Source organism: Cupriavidus sp. USMAHM13 (assembly GCF_001854285.1).
Classification (GTDB): domain Bacteria; phylum Pseudomonadota; class Gammaproteobacteria; order Burkholderiales; family Burkholderiaceae; genus Cupriavidus; species Cupriavidus malaysiensis.
Map to the genome: position 1 here is coordinate 3,319,961 of NZ_CP017751.1, position 14,386 is coordinate 3,334,346.

The 14,386-nt window shown below is 66.4% G+C and carries 16 protein-coding genes; 2 read left to right on the forward strand and 14 right to left on the reverse strand.

Translation table 11 applies throughout. The features are described 5' to 3' along the window. Nucleotides 1–4: 4 nt before the first annotated feature. From BKK81_RS14615 to BKK81_RS14675, 13 genes are all read right to left on the reverse strand, one after another. The gene (locus BKK81_RS14615; RefSeq protein ID WP_071014260.1) at nucleotides 5–1,501 is read right to left on the reverse strand and encodes a DegQ family serine endoprotease; all 1,497 of its coding nucleotides are present in this window, start codon (nucleotides 1,499–1,501) and stop codon (nucleotides 5–7) included. 131 nt (nucleotides 1,502–1,632) lie between these two features. Continuing rightward, nucleotides 1,633–2,709: a MucB/RseB C-terminal domain-containing protein gene (locus BKK81_RS14620; protein WP_071016495.1), complete on the reverse strand. Its 1,077-nt coding sequence runs from the start codon at nucleotides 2,707–2,709 to the stop codon at nucleotides 1,633–1,635. An 8-nt stretch (nucleotides 2,710–2,717) separates the two neighbouring features. Continuing rightward, complete coding sequence (locus BKK81_RS14625; RefSeq protein ID WP_071014262.1) at nucleotides 2,718–3,347, reverse strand: sigma-E factor negative regulatory protein; 630 nt, start codon at nucleotides 3,345–3,347, stop codon at nucleotides 2,718–2,720. Between the two features lie 111 nt (nucleotides 3,348–3,458). Further along, complete coding sequence (gene rpoE, locus BKK81_RS14630) at nucleotides 3,459–4,058, reverse strand: RNA polymerase sigma factor RpoE (RefSeq protein ID WP_071014264.1); 600 nt, start codon at nucleotides 4,056–4,058, stop codon at nucleotides 3,459–3,461. 123 nt (nucleotides 4,059–4,181) lie between these two features. After that, entirely contained in the window at nucleotides 4,182–4,676 is a 495-nt protein-coding gene (locus tag BKK81_RS14635) for a hypothetical protein (RefSeq protein WP_156811297.1), read from the reverse strand. Beyond that, a complete protein-coding gene (gene fabF, locus BKK81_RS14640; protein ID WP_071014270.1) occupies nucleotides 4,657–5,889 on the reverse strand; it encodes a beta-ketoacyl-ACP synthase II in 1,233 nt (410 codons plus the stop codon). Before fabF ends, BKK81_RS14635 begins: the two co-directional genes overlap by 20 nt. Before the next feature lie 205 nt (nucleotides 5,890–6,094). After that, nucleotides 6,095–6,334: an acyl carrier protein gene (gene acpP, locus BKK81_RS14645; protein ID WP_008644813.1), complete on the reverse strand. Its 240-nt coding sequence runs from the start codon at nucleotides 6,332–6,334 to the stop codon at nucleotides 6,095–6,097. A gap of 170 nt (nucleotides 6,335–6,504) precedes the next feature. Continuing rightward, a complete protein-coding gene (gene fabG / locus BKK81_RS14650) occupies nucleotides 6,505–7,254 on the reverse strand; it encodes a 3-oxoacyl-ACP reductase FabG (protein ID WP_071014273.1) in 750 nt (249 codons plus the stop codon). Between the two features lie 24 nt (nucleotides 7,255–7,278). Next, on the reverse strand, nucleotides 7,279–8,208 hold the full coding sequence (gene fabD, locus BKK81_RS14655; RefSeq protein WP_071014276.1) for an ACP S-malonyltransferase: 930 nt from the start codon (nucleotides 8,206–8,208) through the stop codon (nucleotides 7,279–7,281). 69 nt (nucleotides 8,209–8,277) lie between these two features. After that, nucleotides 8,278–9,258, reverse strand: a complete 981-nt coding sequence (locus BKK81_RS14660; RefSeq protein WP_071014278.1) for a beta-ketoacyl-ACP synthase III — start codon at nucleotides 9,256–9,258, stop codon at nucleotides 8,278–8,280. A 54-nt stretch (nucleotides 9,259–9,312) separates the two neighbouring features. Beyond that, entirely contained in the window at nucleotides 9,313–10,395 is a 1,083-nt protein-coding gene (gene plsX / locus BKK81_RS14665) for a phosphate acyltransferase PlsX (RefSeq protein WP_071014281.1), read from the reverse strand. Nucleotides 10,396–10,617: 222 nt separating this feature from the next. Continuing rightward, nucleotides 10,618–10,797, reverse strand: a complete 180-nt coding sequence (gene rpmF, locus BKK81_RS14670) for a 50S ribosomal protein L32 (RefSeq protein WP_010814675.1) — start codon at nucleotides 10,795–10,797, stop codon at nucleotides 10,618–10,620. A 125-nt stretch (nucleotides 10,798–10,922) separates the two neighbouring features. Beyond that, nucleotides 10,923–11,519 (reverse strand): YceD family protein, encoded by a 597-nt coding sequence (locus BKK81_RS14675; protein WP_071014284.1) that lies wholly within the window; start codon nucleotides 11,517–11,519, stop codon nucleotides 10,923–10,925. 254 nt (nucleotides 11,520–11,773) lie between these two features. Between BKK81_RS14675 and BKK81_RS14680 the strand changes: the two genes are divergently transcribed. Together BKK81_RS14680 and BKK81_RS14685 are read left to right on the forward strand one after the other, a co-directional pair. Beyond that, entirely contained in the window at nucleotides 11,774–12,373 is a 600-nt protein-coding gene (locus BKK81_RS14680; RefSeq protein WP_071014286.1) for a Maf-like protein, read from the forward strand. Between the two features lie 7 nt (nucleotides 12,374–12,380). Next, the gene (locus tag BKK81_RS14685) at nucleotides 12,381–13,139 is read left to right on the forward strand and encodes an SAM-dependent methyltransferase (RefSeq protein WP_071014289.1); all 759 of its coding nucleotides are present in this window, start codon (nucleotides 12,381–12,383) and stop codon (nucleotides 13,137–13,139) included. 59 nt (nucleotides 13,140–13,198) lie between these two features. On the opposite strand, the gene BKK81_RS14690 is transcribed toward BKK81_RS14685, so the two are convergent. After that, entirely contained in the window at nucleotides 13,199–14,347 is a 1,149-nt protein-coding gene (locus BKK81_RS14690; protein ID WP_071014290.1) for a S49 family peptidase, read from the reverse strand. Between the last annotated feature and the right edge of the window lie 39 nt (nucleotides 14,348–14,386).

Below are 14,386 nucleotides of genomic sequence, written 5' to 3' on the forward strand. Positions count from 1 at the left end.
CCGCTCAACGCGAAGCGTTGCTACCCGGGCGCAGGGTCAGCACCTGGGTGGCATCGCCACGGCGCACGAACAGCGCCGCCAGTCGGTTCTTGTCGAGCGCGCGCACCATGTCGTTGAATTGCCTGGCGCTGGTGACGTCGGTATCGCCGAGGCGCAGGATGATGTCGCCCGGGCGGATGCCCGCACGCAAGGCCGGACCGTCGACCGTATCCACCTCCACGCCCGACTTGATCTTCAACTCCTTGAGCCGTGCTTCGTTCAGGTCATTGACGATCAGGCCCAGCGCGTTCGGCTTCGCCGCAGTCCCGCCGTCATCGCGCGGGCTGCTGCTCGCGCGCGCCTTGGGCTTGTTGTCCTGTTCCAGCTCGACCACGGTGATGGTGAGCTCGCGCGTGGCGCCCTTGCGCCAGACCTGCATCGGCACCCGGCTGCCCGGTTTGGTGTCGCCCACCATGCGCGGCAGGTCCGAGGCGCGCTCGATATCCCTGCCGTTGAACTTCAGGATGATGTCGCCCGGCTCCACGCCGGCGCGCTCGGCAGGGCCACCCGGCTCCACGCTGCCCACCAGGGCGCCGCGCGCCCGTCCCAGGCCCAGCGAATCGGCGACTTCCTTGGTAACCTCACCGATCGCCACCGCGATGCGTCCGCGCGTCACCTTGCCGGTGGCCTTGAGCTGCTCGACCACGCGCATCGCTTCGTCGATCGGGATGGCGAAGGAAATACCCATGTAGCCGCCGCTGCGACTGTAGATCTGCGAGTTGATGCCGATCACCTCGCCGCGCAGGTTGATCAGCGGACCGCCCGAATTGCCCGGGTTGACCGCCACGTCAGTCTGGATGAACGGCAAGTAGTCGCCGGTGTCGCGCCCCTTGGCGGACACGATGCCGGCCGTCACGCTGTTGTCGAGGCCGAACGGCGAGCCGATCGCCAGCACCCATTCGCCGGCGCGGACCTTGTCGGAATCGCCCAGCGGCAGCTTGGGCAGGCCGGTCGCTTCGATCTTGATCAGTGCCACATCGGTACGCTTGTCCGAACCGATCAGCTTGGCCTTGAATTCACGCTTGTCGGGCAGCGTCACGTAGATGGTGTCGGCGTCGGCAACCACATGGGTGTTGGTCATCACGTAGCCGTCCTGGCTGATGATGAAACCCGAACCGACGCCGCGGTTCATCTCCTCGCCCTGGCCTTGACCCTGGCCTTGACCCTGGCCCTGCGGAGGCTGGCCGCGACGCGGCGCGGGCGCACCGGGCATCGGCACGCCGAAGAAGCGGCGGAAGAACTCCGCCATGTCGTCATCCTGGCTGCCGCCCTGGCGGACCCGCTCGGTGGTGCGGATATTGACCACGGCCGGGCTGGTCTTCTCCACCAGGTCGGTGAAGTCGGGCACACCGTAGCTGGGGGCCGCGGCCTGGGCATGGCCCAGTTCGGACACCATCGGCACGATGGCGAGGATGGCAGCCATCACCAGGGTGCGAGCCATGGCAGGCGATTTGGAAATCATCGACAACTCCCGGGAACTCAGCTTGTAGCTGGCAAGGTCTGTCTATTTGAGACAACTGTGAGAACGCCGCGCGGCGATCGCAAGCAACCGGCGCCGCCCGCGGCGGCGCCCGGCTCGGGATGGCACCTGGCTCAGTGCGTCACCTTGGGCGAATGGTACTCGACTGCTGCCGCGAACTGCTTCACCGTCGCGGCAGGTACTTCGCCGACCACCGTGATCCAGAAGTCAGCGATGCGGCGGACCACCACCTGGGTGGCGCCCAGTGAAGCCACGCCCTCGCGCCTGGCGCGCTGCTCCGAAACCGGCTCGATGAATACCGACAGGCCGGTCAGGCCATCGCTGTACACGACCTGCTGCACCTCGAAGGTCTGATTGCGGCCATCGCCCTGCTGGCCACGCAGCTCACCGAGCGGCCGACGCACTTCGCGGATCTTCTGGAAGCCTTTGACCGGCACATTGATCGACCAGCCTTCGTCGGCGATATTGGCCGGCTGGTAGGTGACCTCGTAGTGGCTCCAGCCGCTGGATCCGCGGATCGCCGACAGGATGCGCTGCTTCTCCGATGGCACGCCGATCTGGACCTGCGAGAAGGCGACCTGCTCGAGCACCTTGCCGTTCTCGTCCAGGGTCTGTGCACGCACCAGCAGGCCCGAATTCTTCTCGGCCCACAGGCGGACCGCATAGCGGGCGCCGTCGTGCGGTTGCAAGGCGAAGACCGCGCACTCAAGACCGGCAAGGCGCTCGTCCGGCAGCTTGCGCATGTCGTAGAGATCGAGCACGTCGGTCTTGTTGGTGGCGAGCAGGGCCGGGAAGCGGTCCTTGGCCTGCTGCTTCTCCACTACCACCAGCTTGGCCTCCGGAATCAGGCTGTGCACGACATCGTTCTCGCGCAGGACTTCGCGCGGCTTGCCGTCGAGCGTTTCGAGACGCTCGTATTCGTTCTGCGCCGCGTCGCTGTAATGCTGGATGCGCGAGGCATGCATGACGCTGCCGCGCTGGTAGATCAGGGTGCCGTTGTAGTTCTCACGCTGCGCCGCGCGGTGAATCTTGTTCAGCCAGGCCGTCGCGTCGCGGCGCGCCAGCGCGGTGTCCGCCGGCTGGGCGCTCGCCGCAGCCGCAGTCAGACAGAAGGCCAGAAAAAAGGACCTGCGCAGGGCCCTTATTCTGTGTGCGCCCGCTACATAGGCGGGCGACCATCCCTTATGCATGTCCGGCATTATTCCTGCGAATTGTCCTGAATGAAGTTGGCGCTGTTGGCAACCGCGCGCATGGTGGGCACGACCGCATCGGTCGCCACGGACACGCGATGAGCGCGCAGGTATTCGTCCAGGCGCGGATCCCGGATCATCTGCCCGCTGTCGGCCGCCACGGTGACGACCCCGCCGGCCTTGGCCGCAGGCTGGTCGGCCCGGGCCACCACCGCATCCGGCGCACCCACGTCGCCCGCACCGCGCATCTGCGGCACGACCACCCAGCTGACCGCGGCGACGGCCGCGGCAATGGCGGTACCCGGTACCACGCGGCGCACCCACGACGGACGCAGCAGCAGGCGCTGGCGCGCCTGACCTGCCTGGGCGACCGCCGGCACGAGGACGTGCGGCTCGCTGTCCAGCCGCGCCGAGAAGCGGGCCAGGAAGGCATTGGTCGAATCGATATGCGCGAGGTCTTCCGAACGCAGCACGTCGCCGATCATCTGGAAGGTCGACCAGTCGGCCAGGCCTTGGCCGCTGCGCGCGAATTCCAGCGCGGCGCTGGCCTCGTGCGGTGCCAGCTCGCCATCCATCAGCGCGGAAACCTGCTCCGCCGCATCCATTACATGAACCGACTGCTTATGAGCCTGACCCATTTCCCACCCCAAGACATTCCATTGAACACCGATAATCCCGTGACTGCTTGTCGCTTATCGATGCAGGAATTGACTGCAACGCTGGCCGCACGACATTTCTTTACAACGCTTCTACCACCGCTTGCCTTCTGCCGTTCCAAGTAGCGGACGCAGCTTCTCGGCAATCGCCTCGCGCGCCCGGAAGATGCGCGAGCGCACCGTACCGATCGGGCAGCCCATCGCCTCCGCGATCTCCTCATAACTGAGGCCTTCGATCTCGCGCAGTGTGATGGCCGTGCGCAACTCTTCCGGCAGTGCTTCCATCGCCCGGTTCACCGTCTCGGCAACCTGGCGCGTGTGGAGCATCGACTCCGGCGTATTGATATCCCTTAGTTGCTCGCCGTCCGCAAAAGTTTCAGCCTCCTCGGCATCAATGTCTGTTGACGCTTCCGGGCGGCGGCCCTGGGTGGCCAGATAGTTCTTGGCCGTGTTGACGGCGATCCGGTACAACCACGTGTAGAAGGCCGACTCGCCCCGGAACTGGGGCAAGGCACGGTATGCCTTGATAAAGGCATCCTGCGCCACATCCTCCACTTCAGCGGGGTCCCGGACCAGCCGCGAAATCAGGCGGATGATCTTGCGGTGATACTTGGTCACCAGCAACTCAAAGGCCCGCTTGTCGCCCTGCTGGACGCGTTCAACTAGGAGCTGATCGGCTTCGCGTTCGCTCACGAATGGTTCACCTGCAGTGTATCTCTTGGTTTCGTCGTCACGACAAACGTTGTATTTTACCTACGATTCGGTGGCGCACACGTCTTGGCTATGCATAGAGAGCCACCAGCGGCGGCACAGCCGTCATCGACGGCCCGCGCGGACCGCCCTCCGGATCGCCCGCAGCGCGGGCCCCGGCGTATTGCCGCGGTGAAGGATCAGCCACCGTGGCATGGACACCCCGCCTGGACGCAGCGCCAGCAGCAGCGCCGCGCCGCCGAGATCCCAGTTGGAAGCAATGCCCGCGACGGCGTCCCGTCCGTCCGGAAGGACCAGCATGACGGCAGGAGATCCTGCCGTGCCGGCCAGGCCGGCACAGCGGCAGGCGCCGGCGTACCGCACCTGCCGCCAGCCGTAGAACCACACGACCGGTACGGCGGCCAGCAACGCGCCAAGCGCGACCTGCCGCGGCCGGTCGCCGGAGGCCACGGCGGCGAGACAGGCAGCGGCAAGCAGGAACAGCGCGACCAGTTCGGCCGCAAGCGCGGCGCAGAACGCACCGCGTGGCCAGCTTGCACCGCCTCCGCGCAAGACGGAGGCGGGCCGGCGGGTGCCGGCTTCAGGCGCGGCGGAAGACAAGCGTGCCGTTGGTGCCGCCAAAGCCGAAGTTGTTCTTCACCGCCACGTCGATCTTCATATCGCGCGCCGTATTGGCCACGAAATCCAGGTCGCACTCGGGATCCTGGTCGACGAGGTTGATAGTCGGCGGCGACACCTGGTGGTGCAGCGCCAGCACGGTGAAGACCGACTCCAGCCCACCCGCACCACCCAGCAGGTGGCCGGTCATCGACTTGGTCGAGTTGACCGCCATCTTGTAGGCGTGCTCGCCGAAGGCCAGCTTGATGGCATCGGCTTCGTTCTTGTCGCCCAGCGGCGTCGACGTGCCATGCGCGTTCAGGTATTGCACCGCGTCGGCATTGATACCAGCGTCCTTCAGCGCATTGACCATGCAGCGGCGCGGACCGTCGGTGTTCGGCGCCGTCATGTGGAAGGCGTCGCCGCTCATGCCGAAGCCCACCAGCTCGGCGTAGATGCGCGCGCCGCGCGCCTTGGCCGACTCGTACTCTTCGAGCATCATCACGCCGGCGCCCTCACCCAGCACGAAACCGTCGCGGCCCTTGTCCCAGGGGCGCGAGGCAGCAGCCGGATCCTCGTTGCGGGTCGACAGCGCGCGTGCCGCGGCAAAGCCCCCGATACCCAGCGGCGAAACCGTGGATTCGGCGCCACCCGCCAGCATGGCATCGGCATCGCCGGCCTGAATCAGGCGTGCGGCCAGGCCGATGCTGTGCAGGCCGGTCGTGCAGGCGGTTACCGCGGCCAGGTTCGGGCCCTTGACACCGTGGATGATCGACAGGTGGCCCGAGATCATGTTGATGATCGAGCCGGGCACGAAGAACGGCGAGATACGACGCGGGCCGCGGTTGGTCAGTTCCGCATGGGTGTCCTCGATCATCGGCAGGCCGCCGATGCCCGAGCCGACCAGCACGCCGATGCGGTCGGCGTTGGCCTCGGTCACTTCCAGGCCGCTGTCCTTCAAGGCCTGCGTGCCTGCCGCGATGCCGAAATGGATAAAGGTATCCATGTGGCGGGCTTCCTTGGCTGGGATGTAGTCCTCGGCCTTGAAACCCTTCACTTCACCGGCGAAGTGCACGGCAAGCGCGGAGTGATCGAACTTGGTGATGGTGGCGATGCCGGACTGGCCCGCAACCAGGTTGGCCCAACCTTCGGCAACCGTGTTTCCGACCGGAGACACGAGGCCGAGCCCGGTGACGACGACGCGACGACGGCTCACTATGATTTCCTACGGGTGCGTGAAGCAGAATGCGGAACGGCGGCACGCGGATGCGGGCCAGCCGGTTCGGCGGGCCCGCATCGGCGCGCTCCGCTCACGGCGATTCTGCCTCTTCGGACAGACGAAAGCCACAGAAAACAGCAAGGCAGGGCCGCACGGCCCGCCCGTCCGCCTTCTGTGGCTCGGGAATTCAGAAAAGGCAGGCTCAGGCCTTGACGTGCGCGGTGGCGTAGTCGATCGCCTGCTGCACGGTGGTGATCTTTTCGGCTTCCTCATCGGGAATTTCCATGCCGAATTCATCTTCCAACGCCATCACGAGTTCAACCGTGTCGAGCGAGTCGGCGCCCAGGTCGTTCACGAACGACGATTCGTTCTTGATGTCCGCCTCGGCCACGCCAAGCTGTTCTGCCACGATTTTCTTGACGCGTTGTTCGATATTGTCCATGTAGCCCTCCAGGGAAGTTCGACAAAAAGTGGGCGCATTTTAGCAGGTTTGGAACGTAAAAATCCCGCCTGCCGACCGTTGCATGATCCGCGCCCGATTGATTGGAAAAACAGCCGCTTCACACGGCATCAAGCAGCTTCTCCGTCGAAACCGCTTGCCGTGCGCCGCAGTCAGTTCATGTACATCCCGCCGTTGACATGCAACGTCGTACCCGTGATGTAGGCTGCTTGCGGGCCGGCCAGGAAGGTCACCGCATGGGCGATGTCCTCTGGCAGGCCGAGGCGGCCCAGCGGAATCTGGGTTTTCAGTGCCGCATGCTGCTCTTCCGACAAGACCTTGGTCATATCGGTATCGATGAAGCCCGGTGCCACGCAATTGACCGTGACATTGCGGCTGCCGATCTCGCGGGCCAGCGCGCGGCTCATGCCTTCCACGCCAGCCTTGGCGGCCGCGTAGTTCATCTGGCCGGGGTTGCCGGCAGAGGCCACCACCGAGGTGATATTGATGATGCGGCCGCCGCGCGCCTTCATCATCGGGCGCAGCACGGCGCGCGACAGGCGGAACACCGCCGACAGGTTGGTGTCGATCACCGCGCTCCAGTCATCGTCCTTCATGCGCATGGCGAGCTGGTCCTGCGTGATGCCGGCATTGTTGACCAGCACGTTCAGGCCGCCGTGTGCCTTGATCACTTCGTCGATGAGGGCCTCGCAGCGTGCCGCGTCCTTGACGTCCAGCACCGCGCCCGCGCCCTTCAGGCCTTCGGCCTCGAGATACGCGCCGATCGCGGCCGCACCGCCTTCGGTGGTGGCGGTGCCGACCACCGTGGCACCTTGGCGCGCCAGTTCCAGCGCGATGGCGCGGCCGATGCCGCGCGAGGCGCCGGTGACCAGCGCGACCTGATTGTCCAGAAGTTTCGTCATGGTCTGGTATCCCGTGTTCTGTTCTTACTTCAGCAGCGCCAGCGTGTCCTGCAGCGAGGCCGGATCGAAGATCGCGCCACCGACCAGGTTGCCGTCGATGCGCTTGGTCATGCCGGCCAGCACCTTGCCGGGACCGCATTCGATCACATGGGTCACGCCTTCGGCGGCCATCTTCTGCACGCACTCGACCCAGCGTACCGGGGCGGCGGCCTGGCGCACCAGCGCGTCCTTGATGGACTCCGGATCGCTGACGATGGCGACGTCGACGTTGTTCACCAGCGGAATGGCCGGCGTCGCGAATGCCAGCCCGGCCATACGCTCGCGCAGGCGATCGGAAGCCGGTTTCAGCAGCGAGGAGTGGAACGGCGCGGACACCGGCAGCGGCAGCGCGCGCTTGGCGCCCTTGGCCTTGGCAATTTCGCAGGCCTTTTCGACCGCAGCCTTCTGCCCGGCGATCACGACCTGGGACGGCGCGTTGAAATTGACGGCCTCGACCACGCCGGCCGGCGCCGCCTCGGCACAGGCCGCGCGCACGTCGTCGTCCGACAGGCCGAGGATGGCAGCCATGCCGCCCTCGCCCACCGGCACCGCTTCCTGCATGGCCTGGGCGCGGAAACGCACCAGCGGCACGGCATCCGCGAACGGGATCACGCCCGCCGCCACCAGCGCCGAGTATTCGCCCAGGCTGTGACCTGCCACCAGGGCGGGAGCCGGGCCGCCGGCGTCGAGCCAGGCGCGGTAGACGGCCACCGCGGCAGTCAGCATGACCGGCTGCGTGTTGGTGGTGAGGTTCAGCTCCTCGGCAGGACCCTCGGCGATCAGGCGGCCGATATCCTGACCCAAGGCACTGGAAGCTTCTTCCAGCGTCGCGCGCACGACGGGGTGGTCAGCAAAAGCATTGAGCATGCCCACCGATTGCGAGCCCTGGCCGGGGAATACAAAAGCGAAAGTCATCGGATTGGAATCGTTGTGGAATCGTTGAGACCGCGGCGCGGCCGCGAGGACCGCGCGCGCATCGGGGCCTTACATGCGCAGCAGCGCTGCACCCCAGGTGAAGCCGCCGCCCACGCCCTCCATCAGCACGTTCTGACCCGGCCGGATGCGGCCGTCCCGCACCGCCTCGTCGAGCGCGAGCGGAATGGAAGCCGCCGAGGTGTTGCCGTGCTCGTGCACGGTCGCCACCATACGCTCGGCCGGCAGGCCGAGCTTCCTCGCCGTGCCTTGCATGATGCGGATATTGGCCTGGTGCGGAATCAGCCAGTCGACCTGGTCCGCCGACATCTCGGCGGCCGCCAGCGCTTCGCGCGCCACCTTGTCCAGCACGGTGACCGCCAGCTTGAAGACGGCCTGGCCGTCCATATGCAGGAAGGGGCTGCCGACGATATTGCCGCCGCTGATGTTGCCCGGCACGCACAGGATATCGACATGGCTGCCATCGGCATGCATGGCGGAGGACAGGATGCCCGGCTCATCCGACGCGCTCAGCAGCACCGCACCAGCGCCGTCGCCGAACAGCACGCAGGTGGTACGGTCGTTGAAATCGAGGATGCGCGAAAACACTTCGGCGCCGATCACCAGCACGTTCTTGTGCGAGCCGCTGCGGATGAACTTGTCCGCCGTGGACAGCGCATACACGAAGCCCGAACAGACGGCCTGCAGGTCGAAGGCAGCACACTGGTTGGTGATGCCCAGCTTCTGCTGCACCAGGCTCGCGGTGCTGGGAAAGATGAAGTCCGGCGTGGACGTCGCGACGATGATCAGGTCGATGGCCTGGCGATCGATGCCGGCGGCCTCGATGGCCCGCTCGGCCGCCTTGACGGCCAGGTCGCTGCTGCCGACGTCCGGCTCGGCCCAATGGCGCGCGGCGATACCGCTGCGCGAGAAGATCCACTCATCGCTGGTCTCGATGCCCTTCGCCGCCAGTTGCTCCGCCAACTCCTGGTTGGTGACGCGCCGCGGGGGCAGGTAGCTCCCCGTACCGATGATTTTTGCGTAGCTGGTCATGTCGTATCGGATCGTGTTGCCCGGGGCATCTGCTCCGGGCCCGCTGGGCGGGCCTCAGGCAGCGCGGGCGCTGGGATGCGGGTTCGGCGCCGTGCCCGGCTGCGAAGTGCCCGCTGCGGCGCCACCGGCGCCGACCTTGTTAGCGAAGGCCTGGCTGATGCGCGCGATGACACCATTCTTGGCGGCATCATACCCGCGTTTGATAGCCCACTCAAAGGAGTGCGCATCGGCCGAGCCGTGACTCTTGATCACCAGGCCGCGCAGCCCCAGCAGCGAGGCGCCGTTGTAGCGCGCCGGGTCCAGCCGCTTGGCCAGCCGCGACAGTACCGGCATGGCCACACCCGCCAGCAGCTTGGTGAACCAGGAGCGCGTGAATTCTTCCTTGATCATACTGCCGATCATCTTCGCCAGGCCTTCGGTGCTCTTGAGCGCCACATTGCCGACAAAGCCGTCGCAGACCACGATGTCGGTGGTGCCCTTGAAGATGTCGTTGCCTTCCACGTTGCCGTAGAAGTTCAGCTCGGAGGCGCGCAGCAATTCGCCGGCGCGCTTGACCACTTCATTGCCCTTGATGACTTCCTCACCGATGTTCAGCAAGCCGACGGTGGGATGGGGCTTGTGGTCGACCACCGCGACCATCGCCTCGGCCATGCGGGCAAACTGCAGCAGATGCTCGGGCTCGCAATCCGCGTTGGCACCGAGATCGAGCACGGTGGTCCCCCAGCCCTGCTCGTTGGGAATGGTGGTAGCGATGGCAGGCCGCTCGATGCCTTCCAACGTCTTCAGCACATAGCGCGACACCGCCATCAGGGCACCGGTGTTGCCGGCCGAGATACAAGCGTCGGCCAGGCCTTCCTTGACCTGCGTCACCGCCACGCGCATCGAGGAATCCTTCTTCTTGCGCAAGGCGACCTCCACGGGATCGTCCATGGTGACGACCTCGGTGGCGGCGACGATGCGCACGCGCGGATGCTCGAGCGCATGCAATTTCTTGAGCTGCGGCTCGATGGCTTCCGGCTGGCCGACCAGGACCACCTCGGCATCCTCGTGCGTAGAGAGAAAACTGATCGCTGCCGGCACCGTCACGGAGACCCCGTGATCGCCGCCCATGCAATCGATGGCAACTTTGATCGTCATTGTTTCCTGGAGCAGACGCGCGATTGCGCTGACTCTGACCCGGCCTCCCGCCCGATCTTGCCCGGACGGCCCGGCGGAGCGGCCTGGCTGGCCGCCGTTCCGGCAACTGGCAGGTCGAATCCCTTCCGAGCGCGCAACAAAAAAGCGGCAACGAGCTTGCCGCTTTCTTGTATCTTGCCTAGAACGTGTGCGCGAGACGCGAAGTCACGCCGAACGGACGTGTCAGTCGTTCTTGGTCTTGATGACCTTGCGGCCACGGTAGTAGCCGTTCGGGCTCACGTGGTGGCGCAGGTGGGTTTCGCCGGTGGTCGGCTCGACAGCCAGGGGAGCCGCCGACAGGTGATCGTGCGAGCGGTGCATGCCGCGCTTGGACGGCGACTTCTTGTTCTGTTGAACAGCCATGATGACTCCTTCGAGAATTTTGCAATATTAACACACAGCATCTGGCGCTAGGCGTAGCCGGGCCCGACCGGATGCGTATCCAGGGCCTGTCGACCGCCCCCTGTCCGCACGCGCTGCGTGAGGCTTCAGTGCTTGGTCTTCAGGTTGGCCAGCGCCGCAAAAGGCGAAGGCCGCTTTTCTTCTTCCGGCGTCGCCTCGACTTCCGGCTCCACCTGTCCGTCCGCGCCGGTCACGAGACTCTCGTGCACCGATTCGCAGACAGCATGCTTGGGCGCTACCGGCAGGGCCAGCAGCACTTCATCTTCGATCAAGGTCAGCAGCGAAAAACGCTTGGACCCCGCGATGACGTCGACCTCATCGTCGTCCATCGGCGCCGCGTCCGCTTCCTCTTCCGTCGCTACGACCTCGAAGCGCGTCGCCGTCGACACCGGCTCCGCGTAGGCCTCCAGGCAGCGCTGGCAGTTCAGCCAGACGCTCCCCTCGACGGACAGGTCGAGGAACAGTCGCCGCACCGGCGCCCGGCCGGGCTCGCCGGCCTCCTCGCGCGCCATGCCGTGCACCTGGAAGCGGAATCGCTCGTCCGGCGCCGAGGCTGGCGCTTGCGCCGCCGTCTCGGCTAAGATGCGCGGCAACTCGCGCAGCGCCACTTCGCCGTCAGCAGTGTCGCCCGACCGGCAAAAGGCAAAGAGATCAAACTCGCGCAGGTCGATCGACTGGGTCATGATGGCTGTCCGACACCGCTCTGCGACGCGGGCCGCGCGCAAGAGGACAAGCACGTCGCCGGCCGCGATCCCCGCCCGGCGCCGCAACTGCCGACGCACGGGGAGAGCCACCGGACCGTCACTTTCCGCCACGGCCACCGCGCGAACCCGCAAGGATTGCGAGCCATAAGCGGCTAAACGCGAGATTATACGTCGAGTTTCCGCCCGGAGTCAAAACCGGCACCCACATCTTTCCTCTTTCCGCTCAACGACTTATGCCTTCCAGCACGCGCCCCACCCTGATCCTGGGCTCCAGCTCCCGCTACCGCCGCGAGCTGCTCGAACGCCTGCGCATTCCTTTCGAGGTCGCCACGCCCGATATCGACGAAACCCCGCTGGCCGGCGAAGCACCGGAAGCGACGGCACTGCGCCTGTCGCTGGCCAAGGCCCAGGCCATCTCCGCGCGCCATCCGGGCGCGCTGGTGATCGGCTCGGACCAGGTGGCAACGCTCGATGGCGCACAGATCGGCAAACCCGGCACCCACGAGAACGCCCTGGCCCAATTGAAGATGATGCGCGGCCGCACCATCACTTTCCACTCGGCCCTGTGCCTGCTGGACGGCCGCACCGGCCAGCATCAGCTCGCCGACGTGCAGACCCTGGCCACCTTCCGCGCACTGGAAGACGCCGAGCTGGAGGCCTACCTGCTGCTCGAGCACCCCTACGACGTCGCCGGCAGCGCCAAGTCGGAGGGCCTGGGCATCGCCCTGCTGTCGCAGGTGGAATCCGACGACCCGACGGCCCTGGTCGGGCTGCCGCTGATCGCGCTCACCGGCATGCTGCGGGCGGCCGGCTATCCCTTCTTCCAGGCGTGAGGGCGGCATGAGCAACCAACCCGACGCAAGCCACGCCGGCGGCACCCTGTTCCTGATCCCCAACACCCTGGGCAAGCGCGACGAGGCGGACCCGCTGCCGGACGTGATCCCGGCCGGCGTGCAGCAGATCGCCGCGCGGCTCGACTACCTGGTCGCAGAGAACGCCAAGACCGCACGCGCCTTCCTGAAGAAACTGGGCGAGACCGCGCCGCTGGCACGGCCGATCCAGCAGATCGAGATCCGCGAACTGAACGTCAACACGCGCGCCGAGGCCCTGGCCGACCTGCTCGAACCGATCCGGGCCGGACGCGATGGCGGCCTGCTGTCCGAGGCCGGCGTACCCGCCGTGGCCGACCCCGGTGCCGACCTGGTGCGGCTGGCCCATGCGGCAGGCGTGCGCGTGCGCCCGCTGGTCGGACCCAGCTCGATCCTGCTGGCGGTGATGGGCTCGGGACTGAATGGCCAGAGCTTTGCCTTCAACGGCTACCTGCCGGTCGATCCGGGCGAGCGCGCGCAGAAACTGCGGGAGCTGGAGCAGCATTCCCGCAAGACGCGCCAGACCCAGGTCTGGATCGAGACACCCTACCGTAATGGCGCCCTGCTGGAAGCCATGCGCCAGCATTGTGCCGGCACCACACTGCTGTCGATCGCAGTCGACCTGACCCAACCCGGGGAGACCATCGTCACGCTGCCGCTGTCGGCCTGGCGGCCCGAGCGCCTGGAACTGCACAAGCGGCCGGCGATCTTCTCGCTGCTGGCAGCCTGATCCCCCCAGCGGCCAGTGGTGAGGCGCGGCGGCGGCCGCGCCTCACCGCGCCTTCCTCGTCACTGCACCGACTGCAGGCGGCTACCCAGCATCAGCGTCTTGATGGCGGCACTACCAGCCGCGGCGCCGAAACGCTTGGCAACGCGCTCGGCCAGGTTCTCCTTGACCGTGTAGTCGACGATGTCCTCCGCCTTGAACAGCTCGCGGGCCACGTAGTCGGCGTTGCCGAGCCCGTCCGCGAGCCCCAGCTCGATGCTGCGCTGGCCGGTCCAGAACAGGCCCGAGAACAGGTCCGGATCCTCCTTGAGGCGATCGCCGCGCCCTGCCTTCACGACATCGATGAACTGCTGGTGGATCTGCTTGAGCATGGCCTGCGCATATTCCTTCTGCCGCGGCACTTCCGGCGAGAACGGGTCGAGCATGCCCTTGTTGGCGCCCGAGGTATACAGACGGCGCTCGACCCCCAGCTTATCCATCAGCCCGGTGAAGCCGAAACCGTCCATCAACACGCCGATCGAGCCCACGATGCTGGCCTTGTCGACATAGATCTTGTCGGCCGCGGCAGCCACGTAATACCCACCTGAAGCGCAGATCTCCTCGACCACCACGTAGAGCGGCTTGGACGGATAGAGCTTGCGCAGGCGGCGGATCTCGTCATTGATGATGCCGGCCTGTACCGGCGACCCGCCCGGGGAATTGATCTTGAGGATGACCCCGGCCGCATTGGTGTCGGCGAAGGCGGCCTGCAACGCCGTGTTGATCGATTCCGCGCTGGCCGTCGTGCCGGCGGCAATCTCGCCGTCCAGCGAAACCATGGCCGTATGCCGGCCGCTGGTGCTGATGCCGCCATCGCCCTTGAAATCGAACACCAGCAGGAATAGCGCCACCAGCAGGGCCAGGCCCGCGAAGCGGAAGAAGATGCGCCAGCGGCGCGCCGCCCGCTGCTCGCGCAGCGCTGCCATCAGCACCTTCTCCAGCACATCGCGCTCCCAGCCACCCCCGACCGGGCCGCCGGCCCCTGCCAGTCTGGCGGCGCGCTCCTCCGACTCGCGGCGCGCAGCCGCATCGCCCTGGCGCAACTCGTCCTCGAGCGGATAGTCGGCGTGGCGGGCCGTCTCCAGGCGCGCCTGGTCCGGCGCCACGCCTCCCTCCGCGCCGGGCTTGCCGGCGCCATCGTCGTCAAACGGAGGCTTCTGCTGTTCAGTCATGCAATGGCTCTATGAGATGGCTAGGGATAGGGGTGGCAG